The sequence below is a fragment of the Mesorhizobium sp. M0778 genome, from assembly GCF_040320105.1.
Taxonomy (GTDB): Bacteria; Pseudomonadota; Alphaproteobacteria; order Rhizobiales; family Rhizobiaceae; genus Mesorhizobium.
This window is the reverse complement of the sequence record NZ_JAMYPA010000003.1, coordinates 84,012-108,973: the sequence shown is the minus strand read 5'-3', so window position 1 is coordinate 108,973 and position 24,962 is coordinate 84,012. Positions and strand designations below refer to the sequence as shown.

Sequence of the window (24,962 nt, the reverse complement as noted above, 5' to 3'; positions counted from 1 at the left end):
AGAAACGAAAAACCCGCCTCAGCGGCGGGTCTCGGGGCGAATCAGCACCATGGCGGGATTAGTAGCATAGCTGCCGGCACAAAGCAAGAACAAAATGCAAGCGATCGAGCGCGCATCGCGCGCCCAATCCGTAGAACGGTTCATCGTTTCACGGAAACGCCGAACCGCTCTATTTTTTGTTTTGAGGCAATTCCGGCCGGAAAACCGTTCACACCTTTTCCTGGAATTGCTCTCAAGGCAAGCCTCAGATGACGAACAGCCAGTTGGCGAGCAGCATCACCGCGACGCCGGCGATCAGCGTCAGGTAGGGCAGCATGCCCGCCTTTCGCACTGCGAGGTCGGACGAGTTCATGCCGAGATCGGCCAGCATGTGGTCGGGGAACTTGCCTTTGTCCTGGATGTAGTGCCGGAAGCAGAACACCGGGATGATCAAGGCGGCCGTGATCAGCCCGGCCCACAATGCCATCGGGTTCCAGACCTTGGCTCCGGCGCCCATGAAGACCGCGTTGACATAGGCAAAGATCGCGCCGAGGCCGAGCAGCCAGCTCGGCGCCTTCCAAGGCCGCGCGATGTGGCCATTGTCGATGCGGTGGATCCAGCCGGCGTTGAGGTTGAGGAAATTGAAGATGATGTAGCCGCAATTCGACACCGCCAGGATGAAGAAGAAGCTCGTCGCGTCGGCCGAGGCGATGGCCAGCACGATCAGGTTGAAGATCAGGTCCGTCCACATCGCCCGCGTCGGCGCGCCGTGCTCGTTGACATGGCTGAGGTAGCGCGGCAGCCAGCCATCGACCGAACCCTGGTAGAGCGTGCGCGAGGAGCCGGCCATCGCCGTCATGATGCAGAGCACCAGCGCCAGGATCATCAGCATCACCAGCAGGCTGTGGATCAACTGTCCGCCGCCGACCATGCCGGCCAGCGCGTCGGCAACGCCGGAGCCGTCGACGATCGGCGTCGCCAGCATGCCGTTCAAGCCGAGCACGCCCTGAAAGGTGAATGGCACCAGGATGAACAGCAGCATGCACAACAGGCCGGAATAAAAGATCGCCTTGAAGGTATCTGTGCCGGGGTTCTTGAACTCGGAGGTGTAACAGACGGCGGTCTCGAAACCGTAAGTTGACCAGGCCGCGATGAACATGCCGCCGAGCACCAGCGTCCAGCCGGCGATGTTCCACGCACCGGGCTCCGGCGCATAGGCTGCCGCGAGCGGCACCAGCGGGGAGAAATTCGCCCAGTTGATCTGGCCGGTGACGATCGGCACCACGCCGACGATGAGCATCGGGATGATAACCAGCAGGCCGATATATTTCTGCACATTGGCCGTGCCCAAGATGCCGCGATGCTGGATCGAGAAGATGATCAGCATCAGCACCGCGCCGATGAAGAAGGTGGCGTTGAAGGTGAAGGAAACCGGACCAAGCGTGTGACCGTAGAGCGTCCAGTTGCGGATCGCCGGCGTCGCCGCCGCGGTGACCGCGGTGATGGCGTCGGCGGCGCTGGTTCCGGCATGGGCCGCGATATAGGCGGCGACCTCCGGCGAAGTGTCGGTGAACAGCGGCACCGGCGCCAGCGCGTTGAGGATATAGGCGGCGGCGATCGAGCAGCCGAGCGACAGCACCGGCGACCAGGCGAACCAGTTGCACCACACCGAAAGCGGCGCGATGAATTTCGAATAGCGCAGCCACGCGGTGGCGCCATAGATCGAGGCGCCGCCGGACTTGTTCGGGAACAGGCCGGCGATTTCCGCATAGGTGAAGGATTGCAGGAAGCCCATGATCATGGATGCGGTCCAGATCATGAAGGCCAGCGTTCCGGTGGTGCCGGCAATGCCGCCGATCGAAAACAGGACAAGGGCCGGAACGCCGCTTGCCACCCAAAAGGCGCCGCGCCAATCGATGTTCCGGTGCAGCTGCCCTTCGGCAGGCGGCACCAAGGTGGTGACTATCGTGCTCATTTACGTGGATTCCCCATTTTTGATGTTCCCCATCGGCAACAGCCGCAATCTCGCGAGGCGTCATCGACGCTCACGTTGAACTGCCCAGGCGTTTTCCGCTCAGTAGTATTTTATTCTTAGCAGTGAAGATTGACCCAACGCGCTTTCACGTCAAGCGGTTTGTGACGCTGTGCACATTGCGCGTGTGAAACAGTCGAGCTTCGTTGGCGCTGCCAACGGGTGCGGTCTTTCCTTCTCCCCTTGTGGGAGAAGGTGGCCGAGCGTAGCTCGGTCGGATGAGGGGTGTTCCAGCTTGGCAAAACCGCACTTCGTCCAGCGCGCCTCAACCGTCTCGGCGCTGCGCGCCGATCCACCTTCTCCCACAAGGGGAGAAGGGAAGAACCGGGCAGCGTCGATCAGGAGCGCGGCCTGGTCTTCTGCGGATCGTAGTGGGCAATGGCGACGACGCGCGCCGGCAGCCGCTTGCTGTGGCCGTCGAGCTTGCCGATCTCGACCTCGGTGCCGATCGCCGAATGGGTGACGTCGAGCCTGGCCAGCGCGATGGTCTTGTTCAGCACTGGCGAGCGCATGCCGGAGGTGACGACGCCGATCTGGGCGCGACCGACATGCACGCAATCGCCGTGGCCGACCGCGACATTGGCGTCGATGTCGAGGCCGACCAGCTTCTTCTGCGGATTTTCCTTGCGTCGGATCAGCGCCTCGCGGCCGATGAAATCGTCGCTCTTGGTCTTCAGCGGCACGGTGAAGCCGATGCCGGCCTCGAACGGATCGGTCTGGTCGGAGAACTCGTAGCCGGCAAAGATCAGCCCGGCCTCGATGCGCACCATGTCGAGCGCCTGCAGTCCCATCGGCTTCAGGCCGTGCGGCTGGCCAGCCTCCCAGATGGCGTCGAACACCTTTTCCGCGTCGCGCGGATGGCACCAGATCTCGTAGCCGAGCTCGCCGGTGTAGCCGGTGCGCGAGACAACGACGGGAATGCCGTTGCCGCCGCCGATGCGGGCGACGGCAAAGCGGAACCACTCGAGCTCGTCGATCGACGGCTGCAGCGGCGAGGTCCAGATGATCTGCCTGAGAATGTCGCGGCTTTTCGGTCCCTGCACGGCGACATTGTGCATCTGGTCGGTCGATGAACGCACCAGCACGGTAAGGCCGAGTTTCGTCGCCGTTTCGCGCAGCCATTCGCCGAATAGATCGTCGCCGCCAACCCAGCGGAAATTATCCTTGCCGAGCCGAAGCAGCGTGCCGTCGTCGATCATGCCGCCATGCTCGTAGCACATGGCGGAATAGACGACCTGGCCGACGCCGAGCTTCCTGATGTCGCGGGTCAGCGTGTATTGCAGCAGCGCTTCCGAATCCGGGCCGGTGATCTCGAACTTGCGCAGCGGCGACAGGTCCATGATCACTGCATCCTGCCGGCAGGCCCAGTATTCGCCGATCGGGCCTTGCTTGGCGAAGGAATTGGCCAGCCAATAACCCTTGTACTCGACGAAGTTGCGGGTGTGCTTGGCAAAGCTCGAATGAAAGGCGGTCTCGCGGGTCATTTTCGGTTCCGAATCGGGCGTCATGCGTCTGGCGATCGCTCGCGAGAATTTGTGCTGGCCGGAATAGGTCCGCACATGGATGTCGGTCGGGTTCCAGCCATTGGCCGGCGTCGTATCGTCGGGGCAGGCGGACGAGACGCAGACGATGTCGGTCAGCGCCCGCAGCAGCACATAGTCGCCCGGCCGCGACCACGGCTCGTCGGAAACCACGACGCCATACGCGTCGATGGCCGTGTTGAAGAAGAAGTTGATCGCCATCCAGCCGGCGCGGGGCGTCACGCCCTTGTCGGCCAGCGCGCGGTTGAAATTCTCCGAGCAGTTGGGATGGCCGGGATAGCCGATGTCGTCGTAATATTTGGCAGCGCAGGCGAGCGCGAATGCATCGTGGCGGCCGCAAGTGTCCTGGATAACCTCGACCAGCGGCTCCATGTCCTGGTCATAATATTTCGAGTGCAGCCCGGGCATCGGATAGCTCGAACCCATCAGCGTGCGCGTCGTCGTCACGTCGAGCGGATGATCGCGGCCCTTGTCCAGCTTGCGCGCCGAAAAGCACTGGAAGTCGGTGCATTGGCGCCCGTCGACATCGATGATCTGCAGATAGTCGCCGGCTTTGACGAAATAGGCTTCCGCCGTCGCCGAATGGACGCGCAGATCGAGCACCGGATCGGCCAGCGGGTCGGCAAGCCGCGACTTCGCAGCTGGACGGATCGTGGCGCGGCGCAGGATGACGCTGAGCGGCGTTGCGGTATCGTGGCCGTCGACCAGCATCGGACCGCCGGGTGCAGCGACGAGCATCGAGCCGTCGCGGGCGATCGCAAAGCTCTGTTCGGTGCCGGCAGGGGTGGAGCCGCCGAAGACGCGGACCGCCTTTGCCTGATCTAGCTGTACCTGGCGACGTTCGAGGCCTCGGCGCAAGGAAGCGAGGCTATCGTCGCTATCGGCCAGCAGCGCCTTAATGCCGGCGGCATTGCTGTTCGATTTTTCGCCGAGAATACCGGGATCGGTTACGCCGGTGCTGTCCCATACCAGCAGCTCGCAGGCCTGCCCGCCCTCGATATTGCGCACAGTGATGCTGTCGCCGGCCTCGACCTCGATCAGCACCGCGCCATTGCCCTGAACCGAATAGCGCTCCATCCCGGCCGGCAGCGCGATCTGGCCTGGCCGCAGGATCAGACTCGGCCGGGGCGGTCCGGCGGCGATTACGGGGTAGGGCGACTGGCTCATCTCAACCCTGGTTTCGAGAAACAAGTTTGCCTGTGCGTGAAATTATTTTAGCGGGAAGAATAGGGCAGAAGAGCCGGAGTTGGCAAGGTGAAGGTGGCACAAGCTCCCCCTTCTCCCCTTGGAGAGAAGGTGTCGCCGAAGGCGACGGATGAGGGGTGTTCCAGGGAACGCCAGCCTCTCACTCCGCTGGAACACCCCTCATCCGTCTCGGCGCTGCGCGCCGATCCACCGCCCTGGGCGAGCCACGGGTCTCGTCCCGTCCTTCGGACCCCACAAGGGGAGAAGGGAAGACGCGCCAAGGCTATGCCAATTCCTCGGAATGCCGGATATCGACGCCATACTCCGCGGCGGCATCGAGCATCGTGTGCCACAGGCTCCCGGCAAACGTCGCGAACACCAGGAGATTGAACACCGCCTGTCCATCCGGCCAGTCATTGCCGCGCCAGAGATTGATGCTGGTGTGATCGACCGATGTTGCGGCGGCGGTGCCGACCGGAAATGCCGCCGGGTGCAGGTCTAGTGAAGACAATTTGGCCAGCATCGAGCGCGCTTTTTCTCCCGAAACGCTGATCAGGACGCGCGCATGCGACTGGTCCGATAGCGAGGCGGATTGCGAGAACGCCTGGCTCAGCGGTTCGATCGCGTGCTTGCCGGCATTGGACAGGACGAGGAACTGATCCGGTCCCGACCAGATCAGCGTAGCGTCGGGAACTCGGACCGCCTTGGGCGTTTCCGGTGCGGCAACGCCGAAACGGGCCTGGGCAGCTTTTGCCAGCTCCGCCGTTTTGCCGCGCCGCGCCATCACCTGGATCAGGTCGAAATTGCGGATTTCCGTCAGCCAAACGCCGGCCTCGGTGCCGCGCGCGCCATGGGCGCCGACGACGAGCGCGTGCTCCAGCGGACTGCGGGCAATCCAGGAAAACTCAGCCACGCTGGCGCCCTCCATCCGGATCGTAGAAGACCGGGCTGCACAGCTCGACATCGTAGTCTTCGCCGCGCAGCGGGTCATGCGTATGGACGATCTCGCCGATGCGCTCGCGGCCGCATTCGACCAGGCCAAGCCCGATCCACTGGTCGAGCGTCGGCGAGAAGCAGACCGAGGTGACGTAGCCCTGGTCGTTGTCGGGACCGGGTGTCTTGTCCTTCGGAATGATATGCGCGCCGGAACGCAGGCGGCTTGCCTTATCCGTCGGCTTGATGCCGACCACGACCTGCCGGTCCGGGGCGACCAGCGCCTCGCGCCCGGCCATGACGCGGCCGATAAAATCCTTCTTGGTCGACATCATCTTGCCGAGGCCTAGGTCGGCGGCCGTCGTCGTGCCGTTCAGCTCCGGCCCGGCGACATGGCCCTTTTCGATGCGCATGACGCCGAGCGCCTCGGTGCCGTAGGGCGTAACGCCGAATGGCTTCCCGGCCAGCATCAAATTGCGCACCAGCGCGTCGCCGTAACGGGCGGGAACCGAAATCTCGAACGCCATCTCACCGGAGAACGAGATGCGGAACAGCCGTGCCCTGGTGCCGCCGCGAAGCGATACCTCGCGCGCCCCCATGAACGGAAAACCTTCATTCGACAGATCCTCGGCCGGATCGACGATTTCCCGGAGCAGGTCCCGGGTCCTAGGTCCAGCGATCGAGAATTGCGCCCACTGGTCAGAGACGGAGGTGAGCTGGACGTCGAGCTCAGGAAATAGCACCTGCCGGCAGAATTCGAGATGCTGCATCACCAGCCCGGCCTTGGCGGTGGTGGTGGTCAGGAAATAATGGTCCTCGGCCAGCCGCGAGGTGGTGCCGTCGTCATAGACGATGCCGTCCTCGCGCAGCATCAGCCCGTAGCGGGCTTTTCCCACGGCAAGACTGGAGAAGGTGTTGATGTAGACGCGGTCGAGGAAAGCGCCGGCGTCCGGGCCGTGCACGTCGATCTTGCCGAGCGTCGAGACGTCGCAGAAGCCGACGCCGGAGCGCACCGCCTTGACCTCGCGCGTCACCGATTCCAGCCAGTCCTTTTCGCCGGCGCGCGGATACCATTGCGCGCGCTTCCACAGGCCGGTGTCGACGAACACCGCGCCCTGTTCGGCTGCCCAGTGATGCGACGGCGTCAGCCTCGTCGCATGGAAGTTCTCGTCGCGATGATGGCCGGCGAAGGCGCCGATAGCGACCGGCACATAGGGCGGGCGGTAGATCGTCGTGCCGGTCTCGGGAATGGATTTGCCTGACAACGTAGCCATGATGGCGAGGCCGGCGACGTTCGAGGTCTTGCCCTGGTCGGTGGCCATGCCGAGCGTCGTATAGCGCTTCAGATGCTCGACCGATTCGAAACCCTCGCGCTGCGCCAGTTCGATGTCGGACGCCGTGACATCGTGCTGGTAGTCGACAAAGGCTTTGCCCTTGCCGGCGACATGCCAGAGCGACGTCAGCGAAAACGCCTCATCGTCGGCGACCGGCGGCGTGCCGGCATTGCCGCTGCGCCCGGCACTCTGTGCTGCCGCCGCTCCTGCGGCAAAGCCCTGGCGCAGGCAGTCGCCCAGCCCGAAGGCGCCGTTGGCGGCGCCTGCGGCCATCATGCCCGGAGGCGCACCGTCCGGGACGAAGGCTGCGATGTCGTCCTGCCATTTCGGCCGGCCGCGATGGTAGGAGGTCAGCCCGACCGCCGGATTCCAGCCGCCGGAGACGGCAAGCCCGTCGGCTTCGACTTCCGCCCGTGCGCCGCCGGTCAGCGAGATCGCGATTTTCCGGACGCCGGCCTTGCCGCCTTCGACCCCGTTGACCGAGCCGCTGAGCACCGGAAAGCCGGCCTTGGCGGCGAGCGCGCGATGTGCGGCGGAGACGTCCGGGCGCGCATCGACGACCGCCGCGATCTGCAATCCGGCGGCGAGCGCGGTCTCGACCGTGCGCCAGCCATCCGCATTGTTGGTGGACAGCGCGATCCTCTTTGCCGGCGCCGCCGCGTAGCGCGCGACATAGGTCCGCATCGCCGAAGCCATCATCACGCCGGGCGTGTCGTTGCCGGCAAACACGATCGGCCGCTCGATGGCGCCGGCGGCAACGACGCAGCGCCTAGCCACGATCCGCCATAGCCTTTGGCGCACTTGGTGCTCTGGCGGGGAGGGCAGGTGGTCATTGACCCGCTCGATCGCGCCATAGGTGCCGCCATCATAGACGCCGAACAATGTCGTGCGGTTCATGATGCGGATATCGGGGAGTGCTGCGAGTTCGGCCAGCGTGCGCGAAATCCATTCGGCCGCCGGCAGGCTGTCGATGGTGCCGCCGTCGGCAAGCAGACGGCCGCCGAACGCAAAATCTTCCTCGCACAGGATGACACGGGCGCCGCTGCGCCCGGCCGCCAATGCCGCCGCGAGCCCGGCCGGGCCAGAGCCGGCGATCAGCACGTCGCAATGCGCCCACGCCTTGTCGTAATGGTCGGGATCGGCGACGCCGGCGGCGCGGCCGAGACCGGCGGCTCGGCGGATCGCCGGTTCGTAGACCGCTTCCCAGAATTTCGCCGGCCACATGAAGGTCTTGTAGTAGAAGCCGGCGACGAAGATCGGCGCAAACAGCTGGTTGACCGCCATCAGATCGTGGCGCAGCGACGGCCAGCGGTTCTGGCTGGCGGCCTCGAGCCCGTCGTAAAGTTCGGCCGTGGTCGCCTTGGTGTTCGGCTCGCGCCGCGCTCCGCTGCGCAGTTCGACCAGCGCGTTGGGCTCCTCCGACCCGGCGGTCAGGATGCCGCGCGGGCGATGGTATTTGAACGATCGGCCGATCAACTTGACGCCATTGGCAATCAGCGCCGAGGCCAGCGTGTCGCCTTGGAAGCCGGCAAAGCTCTTGCCGTCGAAGCGGAAGCTCAGCGGCGCGGCGCGATCGATGAGACCGCCGCTCTCCAGCCGGTGTGTCTGCGCAGGGCCAACCATCAGGCGCCCACCTTGGCGGCGCCAACGCCCGCAGCCGGCTCGACCGACGAAATCTCGTGCGTCAGCGTGTTGCGGGCGACCTTCAGCCAGGCCCGGCAGCCGCCGCCATGATACCAGTATTCGCTCATCGGCCCGGCGACATTGTCGCGCAGATAGACATAGTCGAAGACCTCGTCTTCGGAGGAGCCGGCCGCCGGACGCACCGGCCTGGCGTCGCCCAGATAGGTGAACTCGCCGAGTTCGCGTTCGCCGCAGAAGGGACAGACAATGCGCATGCTTCTTCAGCCAGCCTTCAATGCAGGTTCGGTTGGGCGCCCTGGCCCTTTTCGTCGATCATCGCACCTCGCCGGAAGCGGTCGAGACGAAAGCGAGTAGCCTCCTTGTGCGGCTCGTCGCGCGCCAGCAGATGGGCAAAGACCAGGCCGGAGCCGGGCGTCGCCTTGAAGCCGCCATAGCACCAGCCGGCGTTGAGATAGAGCCCGTCGACCGGTGTTTTGTCGATGATCGGCGAGCCGTCCATCGACATGTCCATGATGCCGCCCCACTGACGCAGAAGCCGTATCCGGCCGATCATCGGCATCAGCGCCATGCCGCCTTCGCAGACGTCTTCCATGACAGGCAGATTGCCGCGCTGGGCGTAGGAATTGTAGCCGTCTATATCGCCGCCGAAGACCAGGCCGCCCTTGTCGGACTGGCTGACGTAGAAATGCCCGGCGCCGAACGTCATGACATTGGGGATCAGCGGCTTGATCGCCTCGGAGACGAAGGCCTGCAGCACATGGCTTTCGATCGGCAGCCGCATGCCGGCCATCGCCGCGACGCGCGACGAGGAGCCGGCGACCGCCATGCCGACCTTGGCCGCGCCGATCCTGCCGCGGCTCGTCTCGACGCCGGTCACCTTGCCGCTGCCGTCGCGGATAAAGCCGGTCACTTCGCAATTCTGGATGATGTCGACGCCGAGCGCGCTCGCCGCATGCGCGTAGCCCCAGACCACGGCATCGTGTCGTGCCGTGCCGCCGCGTCGCTGCAAGAGGCCGCCCTGCACCGGGAAACGTGCGTTGTCGAAGTTCAGGAACGGCATCATCTTCCTGACCGCCGTCAGATCGAGCAGTTCGGCATCGATGCCGTTGATGCGCATGGTGTTGCCGCGCCGTGCGTAGGCGTCGCGCTGCGCGTCGGAATGGTAGAGATTGATGACGCCGCGCTGGCTGACCATGGTGTTGTAGTTGAGGTCCTGCTCCATCCGTTCCCACAGCTTCATCGACAGCTCGTAGAAGCCGGTATTGCCGGGCAGCCCGTAATTGGAGCGGATGATGGTGGTGTTGCGGCCGGCATTGCCGGAGCCGATCCAGCCTTTTTCCAGCACCGCGACATTCCTGATGCCGTACTCGCTGGCGAGGAACCATGCCGTCGCCAGTCCATGGCCGCCGCCGCCGATAATCACCACGTCGTAGTGGCTCTTCGGGCTGGCGTCGCGCCAGGTACGCTGCCAGTTCTTATGGCCGGAAAATGCCGCCCGGGCGAGGGAGAAGATCGAGTATTTCATGAACCTGTTTCGCGCCGGGCGTGCAACAATTCCGGATCAGATGTCGAGCGTGTGGTCGCGCTCCCACTGGGTGAAGTGGGAAGCATAGGAATTCCATTCCTGTTGCTTGAGCTTTAGATAGGCCGACGAGAATTCCTCACCCAGCGCCGCCTTGAGCGATTTGTCGTTGTCGAACTCGCGCAATGCGTCGAGCAGGTTGAGCGGCAGCTTCGGCGCCCCTTCGACCGTATGGCCGAACTGGTACATGTCGATGTCGTAGCGCCGGCCGGGATCGGCCTTCGAGCGGACACCGTCGAGCCCGGCGGCGATGATCACGGCCTGCAGCAGATAGGGGTTTGCCGCGCCGTCGGGCAGGCGCAGCTCGAAGCGGCCGGGGCCGGGCACGCGCACCATGTGGGTGCGGTTGTTGCCGGTCCAGGTCACGGTGTTCGGCGCCCAGGTGGCGCCGGAGATGGTGCGCGGTGCGTTGATGCGCTTGTAGGAATTGACCGTCGGGTTGGTGATGGCGGCAAGCGCGGAAGCATGTTTCATGATGCCGCCGAGGAAATTCCTGCCCTTGGCCGACAGGCCGAGTTCCATCGCATTATCGGCAAAGACATTGGTCTTGCCGTCCCTGTCCCAAACCGAGATGTGGGCATGGCAGCCATTGCCGGTCAGGCCCTGGAACGGCTTCGGCATGAAGGTCGCGCGCAGCCCGTGCTTTTCGGCAACGGATTTCACCATGAATTTGAAGAAGGAATGCTTGTCGGCGGTCGCCAGAGCATCGTCGAAGGCCCAGTTCATCTCGAACTGGCCGTTGGCGTCCTCATGGTCGTTCTGGTAGGCGCCCCAGCCGAGCGCCAGCATATGGTCGCAGATCTCGGCGATGACGTCGTAGCGGCGCATCACCGCCTGCTGGTCGTAGCAGGGCTTCGACGCCGTGTCGTATTCGTCGGAAATCGTCTTGCCGTCCGGCGAGATCAGGAAGAACTCGGCCTCGACGCCGGTCTTGATGTGCATGCCGTCGCCGGCGGCCTCGGCGATCAGCCGCTTCAGCGTGTTGCGCGGCGCCTGCTCGACCGATTTGTCGTCCATCATGCAGTTGGCGGCGACCCAGGCGACTTCGGGCTTCCACGGCAACTGGATCACCGAATCCGGATCCGGCACGGCCAGCATGTCGGGATGCGCCGGCGTCAGGTCGAGCCAGGTAGCAAAGCCGGCAAAGCCGGCGCCGTCCCGCTGCATGTCGGCGATCGCCTGCGACGGCACCAGCTTGGCACGCTGCCCGCCGAACAGGTCGGTGTAGGATATCATGAAATATTTGACGCCCTTCTCCTTGGCGAAGGCGGCGAGATCGTTCCCCATTATAATTCCTCGCTTACTGGCATTTTGGTTTGTCTTAGAAGCCGTTCTTGCCCGGTATCCAGTTGGTGCCGGTCAGCGGCACGCCGGCCATGGCGGCGGCTTCGATCGTCAAGGCGACAAGATCCTCGGGCTCGAGATTGTGCAGGCTGTTCTTGCCGCAGGCGCGGGCGATTGTCTGAGCCTCAAGTGTCATTACCTTAAGATAGTTCGCCAGCCGTCGTCCGGCCGCAATCGGATCGACCCGTTTCATTAGCTCGGGATCCTGCGTGGTGATGCCGGCCGGGTCGCGTCCCTCATGCCAGTCGTCATAGGCGCCGGCGGTGGTGCCGAGCTCGTTGTATTCCGCTTCCCAGCGCGGGTCATTGTCGCCGAGCGCGACAAGCGCTGCCGTGCCGATCGACACCGCGTCGACGCCGAGCGCCAGCGCCTTGGCGACGTCGGCGCCGTTGCGTATGCCGCCGGAGACGATCAGCTGCACCTTGCGGTGCATGCCGAGATCCTGCAGCGCCTGCACAGCCGGCCTGATGCAGGCAAGCGTCGGCTGGCCGACATTTTCGATGAACACTTCCTGGGTTGCCGCCGTGCCGCCCTGCATGCCGTCGACGACGACGACATCGGCGCCCGATTTCACGGCAAGCGCGGTATCATAATAGGGCCGCGCGCCGCCGACCTTGACGTAGATCGGCTTTTCCCAATCGGTGATTTCGCGCAGTTCGAGGATCTTGATCTCGAGGTCGTCCGGCCCGGTCCAGTCGGGGTGGCGCGAGGCCGAGCGCTGGTCGATGCCTTTCGGCAGCGTGCGCATTTCGGCAACGCGGTCGGAAATCTTCTGGCCGAGCAGCATGCCGCCGCCCCCGGGCTTGGCGCCCTGGCCGACGACCACCTCGATCGCATCGGCGCGGCGCAGATCGCGGGGGTTCATGCCGTAGCGCGACGGCAGGTACTGGTAAACCAGCGTCTTCGAATGGCCGCGCTCTTCCTCGGTCATGCCGCCGTCGCCGGTGGTGGTCGAGGTGCCGGACAGCGTCGCCCCGCGGCCGAGCGCTTCCTTGGCCGGACCGGACAGCGAGCCGAAGCTCATGCCAGCAATGGTGATCGGGATCTTCAGCTCGATCGGTTTCTTCGCATAGCGCGAACCGAGCACGACGCTGGTGTCGCAGCGCTCGCGATAGCCTTCGAGCGGATAGCGCGAGATCGAAGCGCCGAGGAACAGAAGGTCGTCGAAATGCGGAAGCTTGCGCTTGGCGCCGGCGCCCCTGATATCATAGATGCCGGTCGCCGCGGCGCGGCGGATCTCGGAAAGCGTATAGTCGTCGAAGGTCGCGGATTTGCGCGGCGTCGTCGGCGGGTTGCGATAGGTCATGCTGCCTCAATACGCATCGGCGTTGTCGATATTGAAATTGTAAAGCGTGCGCGCCGAACCGTAGCGCTTGAACTCCGCCGCCTTGACGCCGGTCACGCCGGCACGGTCGAGCAGGTTTTGCAGCAATTCCAGGTGTTCGGGCCGCATCTCCTTGGCGATGCAGTCGGCGCCGAGGCTTTCGACCTTGCCGCGCACGAAGAGCCGCGCCTCGTAGATGGAATCGCCGAGCGCATCGCCGGCATCGCCCAGCACCACGAGGTTGCCGGATTGCGCCATGAAGGCCGACATGTGGCCGATATTGCCGTGGACGACGATGTCGATGCCTTTCATCGAGATTCCGCAGCGCGACGACGCATTGCCTTCGATGACCAGCAGCCCGCCCCGGCCGGTGGCGCCGGCATACTGGCTGGCATCGCCTTTGACGACGATCTGGCCGGACATCATGTTTTCGCCTACGCCGGGCCCGGCCGAACCATGCACGGTGATGGTGCCGCCGTCGTTCATGCCGCCGCAATAATAGCCGACGCTGCCGCGGACATCGATGGCGACCGGCTGGTCGACGCCGACGGCGACCGAATGGCTGCCGCGCGGATGCAGTACCTCCCAGGCGGTCTCGTTCGAACCGGGAGCCAGATCGTGCAGCGCCTGGTTGAGCTCGCGCAGCGACATTTCGGCCAGGTCGAAGACCCTCGATGCCTGGCCCGGCTCGCGCGCGGCCTTGGAGAGGTTAATTGCCGGCATAAGATCAATGCTCCCAGAAATAGACGGTTGCGGGCTCGGGTTCCCAGACCTTCGCATTGTCTATGCCGGGCAGTTTGGTCAGCGCACGATATTCCGAGCCGAAGGCGACATACTGGTCGGTTTCGGCCATCACGGCGGGCTTGCAGGCGATCGGATCGCGCACCACGCCGAAGCCATTCTTGGTGCCGACGACGAAGGTGAAGAAGCCGTCGAGGTCGCTCAGCGTGCCTTCCAGCGCCTCGCCGAGGTTCTTGCCATGCGCCATCTGCGAGGAGAGATAGGCGGCCGCGACTTCGGTGTCGTTCTCGGTCTCGAATGTCATGCCTTCGCGGATCAGCTCGCGGCGGACATTGTTGTGGTTGGACAGCGAGCCATTATGCACCAGGCACTGGTCGGCGCCGGTCGAGAACGGATGCGCGCCCATCGTCGTCACCGCCGATTCGGTCGCCATGCGGGTATGGCCGATGCCGTGCGTGCCGGTCATCTCGCGGACGCCGAACCGATCGACGACCGCTTCCGGCAAGCCGACTTCCTTGTAGATCTCGACGACGTCGCCGGCGCCCATGATGCGGATGTCGGGGCGCAGCGCCTGGATCGCCTCGCGCGCTTCGTCGATCTTGGCAGGCGTCGTCCTGACCACCGCATGCGTCGACTTCGCAGCCAAGCTCACCGGCGCGCCGATCGCCTTGGCGAGGTCGGCGTCGAGGCCGCGGAAATCGCGCTCCGGCTTGGCCGACTGGATGGTGATCTTGGCTTCATTGGAAGACGCGCCATAGATGGCGATGCCGGCGCTGTCGGGACCGCGATCGCTGAGCGAGATCAGCATCTCCGACAGCATCGCGCCAAGCTGGGGCTCAAGCGACTTGTCCTTCAAAAACAGTCCGACGATTCCGCACATGTCAGGCTCCGAGATTTGTTCCCTTGGAGATGTATCGAATGAGTCCCGGGAATTCAATTAGTATGAAAAAAATTTTCCTGTCGTTATATATCGGCTCAGGCGCTGCCGGCCGCACTATCGCTGCGCTTGCCGCCATTGTGAACCCATTTGGCATGGCGGACGCGGGCGATCTTGTAGGCATCCAGGATCGACAGGGCATAGATCAGGAAGCCGCCGGCATGCCGGCCGATGAAGCTGGCATCCGGCGGCGCGATCTTGGCGGTGACCCAGGCCAGGATCACCATGAAAAACAGGAACTGCAGGCCGCGCACCGGCACACCTAGCACGACATGCCCGCTCGCCGGCAAGACGATCGCGGCGCCGAGAACCAGATACGGGTTCGGTGGCGCGGGGGAGGTGGTGCTCTGCCTGCTCATGCCGCTTGCCGTTCGCTTTGATTGATGGCATCGCGCAGTGCCGACGCCGACGACAGCAGCCTCTCGACCAGCGCCGGATCGAGCCTGACCGTGCCGAATTCGGCTTGCCGGAACACGCCATAGCGCGCCCGCTCGGCCTCGGCCAGCAGCCAGACGATGCGCACGCCGTTCGGCGTGATCAGCAATTCCTTGGCGCGCCCCTCGACAAAGACATCGAGGTGGTCGGTGATAATGGCGTCAGGGAAGCGCACGCCCTTGCGGTCGCTCCGCAGCACCGCTTCGGCTGGAAATTCCGCCGCCTTCGGCAGTGTATGGTCGAGATGATCGAAATTGGAAAAAGTCGTCGGCGATCCTGGCCGCATCATCATGTCGAAAGTGCCTGGCACCGCGACTTTTTCGTTGATCGAAACGCTCAGCCAGCGCGCTGGCAGCTTCCTGATCGCCAGCGTGTCAACGATGGTCCGTACCTGCACCCGCCGGCCGTTCCACGAGCCGGCGAAGGTGACGACGCCGGCGGTGCCGTCCGAGACGTTGGCCACGTCGGGAATGATTTCGCGAAGTCCCGCTTCGTCGGCGGCAAGTGCGGTCGAAGCCTTGTTGCGGTTGGCGCGCGCAAACCAGGTCATGTGGAGGACGAGAGCCAGGGCAACCGCCCCGGCGAGCAATGCTGAGATCACCTAACGCACCTCGTCACGCAAATGCCCGCCCAGACAGGGCGCGCCCTCCTGTCAGTACCCCTGTGGTTTCGGCCACGGCATGGTGAACTGGGCACCGCGGCGCACGAATCTGTAGCGGTAGAAATGGAACCATAGCGAGATCAGGAAGTAGAAGGCGACCATGGCGATCAGCTGCGAGCCGAAGCCGAGGAAGATCGCAAAGAAGGTGACCACGCAAAGGCAGAACAGCACGATCGCCGGCAGCGGATGGAAGGGATGGGTGTAGCCGCGGCGGATCGAGCCGAGCGGCCACTTCTTCCTGAACATGATGATGTTGATGCTCATGAAGGTGTATTGCAGCACGCCCGACAGGATCGAGAAGGTGATCGCCTGGTTGAGGTCGGCGATGAAGGCAAAGGCCAGCGCGATCGGCAGCAGGAACAGGATCGAGCGATAGGGCGTGCGGTATTTCGGATGCACCGCCGAGAACCAGGTCGGCAGATAGCGGTCGCGGCCAAGCGAGAACCAGGCGCGCGCGGCGTCGTTGATGCAGCCATTGGCCGAAGCAAGTGCAGCAAGCAGCGTCGCGATGAACAACAGGTTCTCCAGCAGCGGGCTGCCGGTCAGCTTGCCTGCGTCCCAGAGCGGATAATAGGTGATGCCGAGATATTCCCAGGGCATCAGCGAGGCGCAGACATACCAGGTCATGGCGGCGGCGATCAAAAGCGTAATCATGCCGGCCATCGTGCCGTAAGGCAGCGAGCGCGCCGGCGAGCGAACTTCCTCGGCGGCCTGCGTGGTGCCCTCGATGCCGAGATAGTACCAGATGCCGAACTGGAAGGCGGCGATGACGCCGATCCAGCCATAGGGCAGGGCGTTGCCGGGGGTGACCAGCTCGTTCAGCTTGAGCACGGCGCCTTGCGTCCACGGGCTGACCGAGAAGAACAGGATGACGATCGAGACATAGGCGATGGCGGTGATGACGAAGTTTACGTTGAGCGTCATCAGCACGCCGCGATAGTTCAGCCATGCCAGCACGACGATGGTCGCGGCGATGAAGGAATTGTGGTTGAGGCCTTCGACGCCGGCCTTGGCGACGATCGTGTCGCCGAGCAGGATAGCGTCCGACACTTCGAGCATGGTGTAGGCAAAGACCAGGAACAGCGCGACGTTGAAGGCCATCAGCGGCCCGACAATGTGCTTTGCCTGCGCATATTGGCCGCCGGCGGCGGCAACCGTTGAGGTGACTTCGGAATCGATCATGGCGACCGAGGTGTAGAGCAGGCCGACGATCCAGCAGACGATCAGCGCCGCCAGCGCGCCGCCCTTGTCCGCCGCGAAATTCCAGCCGGTGAATTCTCCGACCAGAACAATGCCGACGCCGAGTGCCCAGACATGGGCGGGGCCGAGCACCCTGAGCAGCGAAACCCTGTCGCCTTGCACTTGCACTGCCGGTTCAAGCGTGACCGTCATCGTTCAATCCCCTACTCAGATCCGGTGTTTTTCGGACACGGCTTCAAGTTCGCCTTCCCTGGACGAGGTCAGCACGTCTTCGGAAAATGTCGTGTCGATCTTGAACCAGTCGTAGAGCATCCACAGCGCGAGCACGATCGAGATGCCCCAGCATGCGTAAGATAGTGCCACCCACATGACGATGCTTCCCGGTTTATTTGTCGTCGAATTTTTCGTTGATGACGTCGCGGTATTCGCGGTCCGATGCGCGGAACAGAAAGATGAAATAGCCGATCAGCACTGCGGCCATGATGATCAGCGTCGGCCAGTCGATGATGTAGTGGAACCGGTTCTGGATGATGTCGTGCGCGGTTTCCGGCGTGTAGCCGAGCTTTTCCCAGATCGAGGCCATGGTCGGGTTCTGGCCGAGCGCTTCCCACGTCTTGGCGTCGAGCGCGTCGATGGATTTTGCCGCCCCTGCCAGCCCCAGTTTCAGCGGCAGCCACAGCGCGACAAAAATCGCGACCACGACGACGGCGATATCGAAAACCTGTCCGGCCTTGCTCTGTTCGGGCGGTGTGTAGCGGGCCATGCGTCTCCCCCTCAGGACTTGCGGTTGCGGTAAGCGTCGGCATTCTTGATGTCGAGGCCGTAGATGAAGTCCTTGTCTTCCTTGTAGTGGTTGACCATCGCCAGGATGGCGGCCGTGTTGAAGATCAGCACCGCGGCGGCAGCGACCGCGACGACTAGCTTGATGCCTGCGTCGGGGATGTACGGCCATGTCATGAAGAGGACGAAGAGGATCGTCGCCCACAGACAGACGATTAGGAGCACCGATCCACGAAGGTCGGAACGGTACAGGGCTTCAATGCGCTGCTGCATGTCGGACATCGGTTCCCCTCCATCGCTCTCTTTCAAGAGAGTGAAATTTTTTTCATAACTTCAAGCCGAACTCCGCAATTGTCAAGACGATTTTACGCAACGTTAACTGTTTGTTTGACCAGCCGGATTTTGCCTGACAATGAAATTATTTGCTTGCGGGTATTGCAGGCTCTCGGCGTTTGCGATCAATATTCGGGCAACGCTCCCGCCAGGGAGCAGGGGAAAGCAAGAAGTTTTTTCGAACGGAGGACCAGCGGATGACGGCATCCTGGAGATTTTCGGCCCTTGCGGACCGCCATCGCGCGCTCGGCTCGAAGCTCGAAGACTGGAGCGGCATGGGCACCGCGTGGACCTACGACAAGGACGCCGACGAAGAGTATATCGCCATCCGCACCAAGGCCGGCCTGATGGACGTGTCCGGCTTGAAGAAGGTCCACATCACCGGGCCGCACGCCTCGCACCTGATCGACCTGGCGACGACGCGCGACGTCGAAAAGATCTATCCCGGCAAGTCGGCCTATGCCTGCATGCTGAACGAGGCCGGCAAGTTCACCGACGACTGCATCCTCTACCGCACCGGCCCGAATTCCTGGATGGTGGTGCATGGCTCGGGCACCGGCCATGAAGAGCTGCAGCGCGCTTCGGTCGGTCGTGACGTGTCGCTGCGCTTCGATGACAATCTGCACGACCTTTCGCTGCAAGGCCCGACCGCCGTCGACTATCTGGCAAAGCATGTGCCGGGCATTCGCGACCTCAACTATTTCCATCACATGCAGACGCAGCTGTTCGGCTTGCCGGTGATGATCTCGCGCACTGGCTACACCGGCGAGCGCGGCTACGAGATCTTCTGCCGTGGCCAGGACGCCGGCACGATCTGGGACAGGATCCTCGACGAGGGCAAGAGCGCCGGCATCATCCCGTGCCGCTTCACCACGCTCGACATGCTGCGCGTCGAGAGCTACCTGCTGTTTTACCCCTACGACAATTCGCAGAAATACCCGTTCGAGAACGAAGGCCCCGGCGACACGCTGTGGGAGCTCGGCCTCGATTTCACCGTCAGCCCCGGCAAGACAGGCTTTCGCGGCGCCGAGGAGCATTATCGCCTCAAGGGCAAGGAGCGCTTCAAGATCTTCGGCGTGCTGCTCGAAGGCAAGGAGCCGGCCGACGAGGGCGCGCCAGTCTATCGCGACGGCAAAAAAGTCGGCGTGGTGACCTGCGCCATGTATTCGCCGCTGGTCAAAAAATCGATGGGCATCGCCCGGCTCGACGTCGACTGCGCGGTACAAGGCACCAGGCTCGAGATCCGCAACAAGAGCGGCGCCATCAGCGCAACCGCCGAGCCGCTTCCGTTCGACGATCCGAAGAAGACCAAGCGCACGGCGAAAGGCTGAGGCATACTGCGGGTATGGCAGCGAAAAGCATCATCAGCCGGCCGGTCTATGGGACCCTGTCTCCGCAGCCCGGCAAGCATCATCTTTTCATAGCGGATGCAGAGGGAGCGCTGGCCATTGCCGATCTGGCCGCCAAGGCACCGGCGGATTTCTTCGGCGGCGCCCACATCATTTTCATTCCCGGCCGCGACAGCAAATATGCCGATGTGCTCGAAGCGCTGAAGCCGGCGCAGTTCTACCTCGGCCATTCCTTTGCCAGCGCTTTGCCGCGGCTGAAGCAGACGCTGGCAAACGCGCATATGGGACTCAGGCTCTACCTTGCCGGCACCGAAGGGCTGATCGGCCAGGCCATGCAGGCGGCGCTCGAAGCCGGCATCGACCACACCTCGATCCAGACCGAGCATCGCGGCTCGCTGGCGCGCCGCATGCAGTGCGTCCACTGCAAGGGCATCACCGAGAATGTCACGACGCAGCCGGCGACCTGTTCGCATTGCGGCCTGCTGCTTCTGGTGCGCGATCACTATTCGCGGCGGCTCGCCGCCTTTCAGGGCGTCTGCATCAACGCCGAGGACCGCAGTGAAATTCCTCCGACGGAGGAGGTCTTTCGATGAGCACCGGCACCACCAAGCTCGACGTCATCGTCAGCGATGTCGTTCCGGTCAACGAGTTGGTGACGCGCTTTCACTTCCGCAGGCGCGACGGCGAGCTCTTGCCGACCTTTTCCGGCGGCGCCCATGTCGTCGTCGAGATGCGCGATGGCGAACGCACCAGGCTCAATCCCTATTCGCTGATGGGCTCGCCGCTCGATACCCGCGAATACACCATCTCGGTTCGCCGCGACGACGCCGGCCGCGGCGGCTCGCTGTTCATGCACAGGCAGGTCAGGCCCGGCACCGAGATGGTGGTCAGCTATCCCGTCAACCTGTTCTCGCTCGATCTGCGCGCCAGGAAGCATCTGATGCTGGCCGGCGGCATCGGCATCACCCCGTTCATGGCGCAGACCGCGCAGCTGGCGGCGGAAGGCGGCAATTTCGAGTTGCATTACACCTGCCGCACCGCCTCGCTCGGCACCTATGCCGACCTGCTCAAGGAGCGCTACGATCGCCGGGTCAGGCTCTATCACGACGACCGCGACGAGCGCGTCGATCTCGACCGGCTGTTGTCGTCGCAGCCACTCGGCACGCACCTCTATGTCTGCGGCCCGTCCGGCATGATCGGCTGGGTGCGCGAGCGTGCCGCCGCCCTCGGCTGGCCTCCCGAGACCGTGCATTTCGAGCATTTCGCGGCCCCGCAGCCCGGCGCGCCCTTCGACGTGACGCTGGCGCTCAGCGACAAGACCATCAGTGTCGACGAGCAGCAGAGCCTGCTCGAGGCGATCGAGGCGGCCGGCGTCGATCCGCCCTATCTCTGCCGCGGCGGCGTCTGCGGCCAGTGCGAGACCAACGTCATTTCGCATGACGGTAAATTCATCCACAACGACCACTGGCTGAGCGAGGAAGACCACCGTTCGGGCTGCAAGATCATGCCCTGCGTCTCGCGCTTCGAGGGCCGGTCGCTGGTGCTGGAAAGATAGGAGGCGAGCTTGGGCATCACCTTTCGCAAGGAAACCTTTCGCGACGACTTCACCTTCAGGAACAGCCCCGAGCACATCAGGCGGTTCCCGTTCCCGTTCCACGAAGACAGCTACATGTATGCGGTCAACATCGAGCCGCATGTCGTCGGGCCGAAGGGCAGCGTGCTGCAGAATTTGATCGACGTCGACGAGCACTATGTCGCCGAGATGCAGGACCGCGCTTTGGTGCTGGCCGAGGATCCGCTGCGCTGCCAATCGCTGCCGCACATGACGCTGGCCGGCTGGGATCTGCTTGAGCTTTTGATGGAGCAGCAGGCGCTGGCCTATCCCGAGCATTTCACCCTGGCCCGCGACGGCGACCGCTGGCGCTGGATCAACCGGCCGCTCGGCATCGACGACAGCTTCACCTTCGGTGACGTCTCGACGCTGCCCTATGGGCCGATGGAATACATCACCCGCCAGAGCCAGGGCGATTTCTGCATCCTCGACCAGCGCGACGGCAATCTGTGGATGGATGCCGGCATGGTCACCACCCAGGCCGACTGGTCGCTCGATTTCGACATCGGCATGAACTTCTTCGAATGGCACGCGCCGGTGCCGCTGGCGCATGAGAAGGGCATATTCGTCCGGGCGCTGAAGTTCCTCACCAATATCCAGCAGGGTAAGCCGGCGCGCCGGCTGAACTGGACGATGACCATCAATCCGCGCCTCGATACCAGCCCGGAAAATTACCACAAATGGGGTCCGGACCGCGCCACGGTGACGCCGGAAAATGTCGGCGACAAGGTTCATCTGCGCGTCGAGCTGCAGAGCTTCTGGCGGCTGCCGCGCTCGAATGCGATCGTGTTCCCGATCCGCTGTTACCTGATCAAGATGGACGAGCTGGTGATGCAGCCGAAATGGGCACGGCGCCTGCACCGCGTCATCCGCGACCTGCCCGAGGAACTCGCCACCTACAAGGGCCTGACGCGCTACCGCGCGACGCTCGTCGAATGGCTGTCGAAGTTGGATGACGGCAGTGCGACGTCGCCGGGGTTTGGGCCGGATTGAGTTTTTCTTGCCCCTGTTGGCGCTGCCCTAAAGCAGCCAATCTCCCCCCTAGAGGGGGAGATGCCCGGCAGGGCAGAGGGGGGCGCCGTGGAGCGCCGGCCTTGCCCAATCTCCACCCCAGCGCCTCCGCGAAGCTCACGACGCGCCGCCCAGCCCAGCCACGATCACGACATGCTGACAGACATTGTCGATATCGCGAATGACATCGTCGTTCCAGAAGCGCAGGACCGTCCAGCCCAGCGCTTCGAACTTCGCGGTTCTTGCAGCGTCCGATTCCGACGTTTCGGCCTGGCCATGCTGGGAACCATCAAGCTCGACGATCAGCTTTTTGTCCGGGCATGCAAAATCGACGACATGGCCGGCGATAGGCATCTGGCGTCGAAATCCCAGTCCCATCAACCTGTGTGCCCTGATCTCATTCCAAAGCTTGAGTTCGGCATCGGTCATCACCTTGCGCATCTTGCGCGCATTGCGGCGGTTGTTGGCGGATACTAGATTATGCGTCATCGCGGTTCGCCCCCCTCTGTCCTGCCGGACATCTCCCCCTCAAGGGGGGAGATCGAATGTCACTTCGGCTTCGCCAATCCCCAATGCTGCAAAGAGTAGCCGTCGCGAAGCCGCCGATCTCCCTCACGAGGCGACCAAGGGGAGATCGAGCTCCGCTCACCCCGCGCTCTGCGGGTAGCAAATGATCGACAAATAGCGCATCGGCAGAACGGTCAGCACTTCCGGTCCGTGCGGTGCGTCGGCGTCGAAGAATAGGCTGTCGCCGGGCTTCATCGGGTAGAGATTGCTGCCGTGCCGGTAAACCACTTCGCCTTCGAGCATATACAGGAACTCCATGCCTTCGTGCTGGAAGGTCGGAAACACGTCGGAATCTTCGGTCAGCGTGATCAGATAGGGTTCGACGACGACGCCGCTGGTGTTGGAGCCGATATGGCCGAGCAGATTGTACTGGTGGCCGGCGCGCGTGCCGCGGCGCTCGACGTCAAGGCCTTCCCCGGCCTTGACAAAGACGGCGCTGCGCTCTTCCTCGAAGCGGCGGAAGAATGCGGTGACGGGAACGCCGAGTGCCCGCGACAGCGCCTGCAACGTGGTCAGCGACGGCGAGGTGATGCCGTTCTCGATCTTCGACAGCATGCCAAGCGAAATGTCGGTGGCGGCCGCCAGATCGGCGACGGTGATGCCGAGCTTCTTGCGGAATGCCCGCACCTCGCGGCCGATCGCGACCTCCAGCACTTTTTCGCGAGTGTCGCGAATGGCGTGCGGGTTCTGGGTGAGCGGCGCGCGCATCTTGCGCGGATCGATTACAGCAACCGACGGCTTGGCTTTGCCCGCGGCGGCTGCCGCAGGCTTTAGACTGGTCGCTTTTTTCGCCATTTCGCCACCCCGGACCTTGCCGATTCATTTCACTCACGGTGAACATATTCGGTGCCGATACAGAAGCGCAACTCTTACGGCAAGCCACCCGTGTCGAATTGCGCAATGTCCGGATTTCGCCCGAGCTACCGCGTCGCTTGGAAATCCAGCGTGGTGAAACGAGGGTTTCGCGACAAGGCCTGTTGACAGCATCGAAGGGGTAATTACTGTCCTGTCAGTGAAATTTGTTTCGTTAGAGAAATGAGATCGGGAGGCCCGAAATGAAAGATCGTGTTGCCGTCATCGGAGCCGGGCCGTCCGGCATGGCCCAGCTCAGGGCCTTCAAGTCGGCCGCCGACAACGGCGCCGACATTCCCGAGATCGTCTGCTTCGAAAAGCAGTCCGACTGGGGCGGCCTGTGGAACTACACCTGGCGCACCGGCCTCGACGAGCACGGCGACCCGGTGCACGGCTCGATGTACCGCTATCTCTGGTCGAACGGCCCGAAGGAATGCCTCGAATTCGCCGACTATACGTTCGAGGAGCATTTCGGCCGGCCGATCGGCTCCTATCCGCCTCGCGCCGTGCTGTGGGACTACATCAAGGGCCGTGTCGAAAAATCCGGCGTGCGCCAATGGGTGCGCTTCAACAGCCCGGTGCGCATGGTCACCTTTTCCGATGCGACGAAGAAGTTCACCGTCACCGCGCATGACCGCACCAACGACGTCACCTACTCGGAAGAGTTCGACAATGTCGTCGTCGCTTCGGGGCATTTCTCCGTGCCCAACGTTCCTTATTTCGAGGGCTTTTCGACCTTCAACGGCCGTATCCTGCACAGCCATGACTTCCGCGACGCGATGGAATTCAAGGGCAAGGACATTTTGATCATCGGCCGCTCCTATTCGGCCGAGGACATCGGCTCGCAATGCTACAAATACGGCGCCAGATCGATCACCTCCAGCTACCGCTCGAAGCCGATGGGCTTCAGATGGCCGGAGAACTGGAAGGAAGTGCCGCTGCTGCAGAAGGTCGTCGGCAAGACCGCGCATTTCAAGGACGGCAGCACCAAAGACGTTGACGCCATCATCCTGTGCACCGGCTATCTCCACTCCTTCCCGTTCCTGACCGAAGATCTGAAGCTGAAGACCGCCAACCGCATGTGGCCGGACGGGCTCTACGAGGGCGTCGTCTGGGAGAAAAACCTGAAGCTGTCCTATATCGGCATGCAGGACCAGTTCTACACCTTCAACATGTTCGACGCGCAGGCCTGGTTCGCCCGCGACGTCATCATGGGCCGCATCAAACTGCCCTCGGCCGATGCGATGGCCGAGCACGGCAAAAAGTGGCGGGCACGCGAGGAAACGCTGGAAGACGCCGAGCAGATGATCTGGTTCCAGGGCGACTACACCAGGGAGTTGATGGAGCAGACCGACTATCCCGGCTTCGATGTCGAGGCTGTCAATCAGACCTTCATGGAGTGGGAGCACCACAAGGCGGAAGACATCATGGGCTTCCGCGACCATTCCTATCGCTCGCTGATGACCGGCACGATGGCGCCGCTGCATCACACGCCCTGGCTGCAGGCGATGGACGATTCGATGGAGAGCTATCTCGAGGTGAAGGGCGTGGCGGCGGAGTAGGCAAGTCCGAACGACGATTGCCTT

23 protein-coding genes are annotated in these 24,962 nt (G+C 63.3%); 5 read left to right on the top strand and 18 right to left on the bottom strand.

Translation table 11 applies throughout. The features are described 5' to 3' along the window. Positions 1–244: 244 nt before the first annotated feature. From NKI22_RS06110 to NKI22_RS06035, 16 genes are all read right to left on the bottom strand, one after another. Positions 245–1,954, bottom strand: coding sequence for a trimethylamine N-oxide permease (locus tag NKI22_RS06110; RefSeq protein WP_023716756.1), 1,710 nt, complete (start codon positions 1,952–1,954; stop codon positions 245–247). Positions 1,955–2,349: 395 nt separating this feature from the next. Beyond that, complete coding sequence (locus tag NKI22_RS06105; protein ID WP_023716757.1) at positions 2,350–4,719, bottom strand: trimethylamine N-oxide demethylase; 2,370 nt, start codon at positions 4,717–4,719, stop codon at positions 2,350–2,352. A 301-nt stretch (positions 4,720–5,020) separates the two neighbouring features. Then, positions 5,021–5,650 carry a sarcosine oxidase subunit gamma gene (locus NKI22_RS06100; protein ID WP_023716758.1) on the bottom strand — a complete coding sequence of 210 codons (630 nt, stop codon included), beginning with the start codon at positions 5,648–5,650 and terminating at the stop codon, positions 5,021–5,023. Then, entirely contained in the window at positions 5,643–8,627 is a 2,985-nt protein-coding gene (locus NKI22_RS06095) for a sarcosine oxidase subunit alpha (protein WP_023716759.1), read from the bottom strand. The genes NKI22_RS06100 and NKI22_RS06095 overlap by 8 nt, the downstream gene beginning before the upstream one ends. After that, the gene (locus NKI22_RS06090) at positions 8,627–8,902 is read right to left on the bottom strand and encodes a sarcosine oxidase subunit delta (RefSeq protein ID WP_023716760.1); all 276 of its coding nucleotides are present in this window, start codon (positions 8,900–8,902) and stop codon (positions 8,627–8,629) included. Before NKI22_RS06090 ends, NKI22_RS06095 begins: the two co-directional genes overlap by 1 nt. Before the next feature lie 17 nt (positions 8,903–8,919). Further along, complete coding sequence (locus tag NKI22_RS06085) at positions 8,920–10,173, bottom strand: sarcosine oxidase subunit beta family protein (protein ID WP_023716761.1); 1,254 nt, start codon at positions 10,171–10,173, stop codon at positions 8,920–8,922. 36 nt (positions 10,174–10,209) lie between these two features. Continuing rightward, on the bottom strand, positions 10,210–11,517 hold the full coding sequence (glnT, locus tag NKI22_RS06080) for a type III glutamate--ammonia ligase (RefSeq protein ID WP_023716762.1): 1,308 nt from the start codon (positions 11,515–11,517) through the stop codon (positions 10,210–10,212). A 34-nt stretch (positions 11,518–11,551) separates the two neighbouring features. After that, positions 11,552–12,880: an FMN-binding glutamate synthase family protein gene (locus tag NKI22_RS06075; RefSeq protein WP_023716763.1), complete on the bottom strand. Its 1,329-nt coding sequence runs from the start codon at positions 12,878–12,880 to the stop codon at positions 11,552–11,554. Positions 12,881–12,886: 6 nt separating this feature from the next. Further along, the gene (locus NKI22_RS06070; protein ID WP_023716764.1) at positions 12,887–13,621 is read right to left on the bottom strand and encodes a GltB/FmdC/FwdC-like GXGXG domain-containing protein; all 735 of its coding nucleotides are present in this window, start codon (positions 13,619–13,621) and stop codon (positions 12,887–12,889) included. A gap of 4 nt (positions 13,622–13,625) precedes the next feature. Further along, the gene (locus tag NKI22_RS06065; protein ID WP_023716765.1) at positions 13,626–14,519 is read right to left on the bottom strand and encodes a class II glutamine amidotransferase; all 894 of its coding nucleotides are present in this window, start codon (positions 14,517–14,519) and stop codon (positions 13,626–13,628) included. A 95-nt stretch (positions 14,520–14,614) separates the two neighbouring features. Then, complete coding sequence (locus tag NKI22_RS06060; RefSeq protein WP_031193328.1) at positions 14,615–14,935, bottom strand: hypothetical protein; 321 nt, start codon at positions 14,933–14,935, stop codon at positions 14,615–14,617. Next, positions 14,932–15,561: a hypothetical protein gene (locus NKI22_RS06055; RefSeq protein ID WP_051409557.1), complete on the bottom strand. Its 630-nt coding sequence runs from the start codon at positions 15,559–15,561 to the stop codon at positions 14,932–14,934. The genes NKI22_RS06060 and NKI22_RS06055 overlap by 4 nt, the downstream gene beginning before the upstream one ends. Before the next feature lie 102 nt (positions 15,562–15,663). Beyond that, positions 15,664–17,064, bottom strand: coding sequence for an APC family permease (locus NKI22_RS06050; protein WP_031193329.1), 1,401 nt, complete (start codon positions 17,062–17,064; stop codon positions 15,664–15,666). Positions 17,065–17,079: 15 nt separating this feature from the next. Next, a complete protein-coding gene (locus tag NKI22_RS06045; protein ID WP_023716769.1) occupies positions 17,080–17,241 on the bottom strand; it encodes a hypothetical protein in 162 nt (53 codons plus the stop codon). Positions 17,242–17,257: 16 nt separating this feature from the next. Continuing rightward, positions 17,258–17,635, bottom strand: coding sequence for a hypothetical protein (locus NKI22_RS06040; RefSeq protein WP_023716770.1), 378 nt, complete (start codon positions 17,633–17,635; stop codon positions 17,258–17,260). A gap of 11 nt (positions 17,636–17,646) precedes the next feature. Next, the gene (locus NKI22_RS06035) at positions 17,647–17,934 is read right to left on the bottom strand and encodes a hypothetical protein (protein ID WP_023716771.1); all 288 of its coding nucleotides are present in this window, start codon (positions 17,932–17,934) and stop codon (positions 17,647–17,649) included. A gap of 248 nt (positions 17,935–18,182) precedes the next feature. On the opposite strand from NKI22_RS06035, the gene NKI22_RS06030 reads away from it, so the two are divergent. From NKI22_RS06030 to NKI22_RS06015, 4 genes are read left to right on the top strand one after another with little or no spacing between them, the layout of a single operon-like run. Next, positions 18,183–19,316: an aminomethyl transferase family protein gene (locus tag NKI22_RS06030; RefSeq protein ID WP_023716772.1), complete on the top strand. Its 1,134-nt coding sequence runs from the start codon at positions 18,183–18,185 to the stop codon at positions 19,314–19,316. Positions 19,317–19,330: 14 nt separating this feature from the next. Next, entirely contained in the window at positions 19,331–19,927 is a 597-nt protein-coding gene (locus tag NKI22_RS06025; RefSeq protein ID WP_023716773.1) for a dimethylamine monooxygenase subunit DmmA family protein, read from the top strand. After that, the gene (locus tag NKI22_RS06020; protein ID WP_023716774.1) at positions 19,924–20,889 is read left to right on the top strand and encodes a PDR/VanB family oxidoreductase; all 966 of its coding nucleotides are present in this window, start codon (positions 19,924–19,926) and stop codon (positions 20,887–20,889) included. The genes NKI22_RS06025 and NKI22_RS06020 overlap by 4 nt, the downstream gene beginning before the upstream one ends. A 9-nt stretch (positions 20,890–20,898) precedes the next feature. After that, a complete protein-coding gene (locus tag NKI22_RS06015) occupies positions 20,899–21,939 on the top strand; it encodes a heme-dependent oxidative N-demethylase family protein (RefSeq protein ID WP_023716775.1) in 1,041 nt (346 codons plus the stop codon). 135 nt (positions 21,940–22,074) lie between these two features. On the opposite strand, the gene NKI22_RS06010 is transcribed toward NKI22_RS06015, so the two are convergent. Next, entirely contained in the window at positions 22,075–22,446 is a 372-nt protein-coding gene (locus tag NKI22_RS06010; protein ID WP_023716776.1) for an endonuclease domain-containing protein, read from the bottom strand. Between the two features lie 156 nt (positions 22,447–22,602). After that, on the bottom strand, positions 22,603–23,319 hold the full coding sequence (locus tag NKI22_RS06005; RefSeq protein WP_023716777.1) for a helix-turn-helix domain-containing protein: 717 nt from the start codon (positions 23,317–23,319) through the stop codon (positions 22,603–22,605). Between the two features lie 260 nt (positions 23,320–23,579). Here NKI22_RS06005 and NKI22_RS06000 point away from each other — a divergent pair, with 260 nt between their 5' ends. Beyond that, the gene (locus NKI22_RS06000; protein WP_023716778.1) at positions 23,580–24,938 is read left to right on the top strand and encodes a trimethylamine monooxygenase; all 1,359 of its coding nucleotides are present in this window, start codon (positions 23,580–23,582) and stop codon (positions 24,936–24,938) included. The last annotated feature ends 24 nt before the right edge of the window (positions 24,939–24,962 follow it).

What these genes read in the sequence shown, in the direction of transcription:
- NKI22_RS06110 (WP_023716756.1), bottom strand. Translation starts at nt 1,954, where the DNA reads ATGAGCACGATAGTCACCACCTTGGTGCCGCCTGCCGAAGGGCAGCTG.
- NKI22_RS06105 (WP_023716757.1), bottom strand. Translation starts at nt 4,719, where the DNA reads ATGAGCCAGTCGCCCTACCCCGTAATCGCCGCCGGACCGCCCCGGCCG.
- NKI22_RS06095 (WP_023716759.1), bottom strand. Translation starts at nt 8,627, where the DNA reads ATGGTTGGCCCTGCGCAGACACACCGGCTGGAGAGCGGCGGTCTCATC.
- NKI22_RS06090 (WP_023716760.1), bottom strand. Translation starts at nt 8,902, where the DNA reads ATGCGCATTGTCTGTCCCTTCTGCGGCGAACGCGAACTCGGCGAGTTC.
- NKI22_RS06085 (WP_023716761.1), bottom strand. Translation starts at nt 10,173, where the DNA reads ATGAAATACTCGATCTTCTCCCTCGCCCGGGCGGCATTTTCCGGCCAT.
- glnT (WP_023716762.1), bottom strand. Translation starts at nt 11,517, where the DNA reads ATGGGGAACGATCTCGCCGCCTTCGCCAAGGAGAAGGGCGTCAAATAT.
- NKI22_RS06075 (WP_023716763.1), bottom strand. Translation starts at nt 12,880, where the DNA reads ATGACCTATCGCAACCCGCCGACGACGCCGCGCAAATCCGCGACCTTC.
- NKI22_RS06070 (WP_023716764.1), bottom strand. Translation starts at nt 13,621, where the DNA reads ATGCCGGCAATTAACCTCTCCAAGGCCGCGCGCGAGCCGGGCCAGGCA.
- NKI22_RS06065 (WP_023716765.1), bottom strand. Translation starts at nt 14,519, where the DNA reads ATGTGCGGAATCGTCGGACTGTTTTTGAAGGACAAGTCGCTTGAGCCC.
- NKI22_RS06060 (WP_031193328.1), bottom strand. Translation starts at nt 14,935, where the DNA reads ATGAGCAGGCAGAGCACCACCTCCCCCGCGCCACCGAACCCGTATCTG.
- NKI22_RS06055 (WP_051409557.1), bottom strand. Translation starts at nt 15,561, where the DNA reads ATGACCTGGTTTGCGCGCGCCAACCGCAACAAGGCTTCGACCGCACTT.
- NKI22_RS06050 (WP_031193329.1), bottom strand. Translation starts at nt 17,064, where the DNA reads ATGACGGTCACGCTTGAACCGGCAGTGCAAGTGCAAGGCGACAGGGTT.
- NKI22_RS06045 (WP_023716769.1), bottom strand. Translation starts at nt 17,241, where the DNA reads ATGTGGGTGGCACTATCTTACGCATGCTGGGGCATCTCGATCGTGCTC.
- NKI22_RS06040 (WP_023716770.1), bottom strand. Translation starts at nt 17,635, where the DNA reads ATGGCCCGCTACACACCGCCCGAACAGAGCAAGGCCGGACAGGTTTTC.
- NKI22_RS06035 (WP_023716771.1), bottom strand. Translation starts at nt 17,934, where the DNA reads ATGTCCGACATGCAGCAGCGCATTGAAGCCCTGTACCGTTCCGACCTT.
- NKI22_RS06030 (WP_023716772.1), top strand. Translation starts at nt 18,183, where the DNA reads ATGACGGCATCCTGGAGATTTTCGGCCCTTGCGGACCGCCATCGCGCG.
- NKI22_RS06025 (WP_023716773.1), top strand. Translation starts at nt 19,331, where the DNA reads ATGGCAGCGAAAAGCATCATCAGCCGGCCGGTCTATGGGACCCTGTCT.
- NKI22_RS06020 (WP_023716774.1), top strand. Translation starts at nt 19,924, where the DNA reads ATGAGCACCGGCACCACCAAGCTCGACGTCATCGTCAGCGATGTCGTT.
- NKI22_RS06010 (WP_023716776.1), bottom strand. Translation starts at nt 22,446, where the DNA reads ATGACGCATAATCTAGTATCCGCCAACAACCGCCGCAATGCGCGCAAG.
- NKI22_RS06005 (WP_023716777.1), bottom strand. Translation starts at nt 23,319, where the DNA reads ATGGCGAAAAAAGCGACCAGTCTAAAGCCTGCGGCAGCCGCCGCGGGC.
- NKI22_RS06000 (WP_023716778.1), top strand. Translation starts at nt 23,580, where the DNA reads ATGAAAGATCGTGTTGCCGTCATCGGAGCCGGGCCGTCCGGCATGGCC.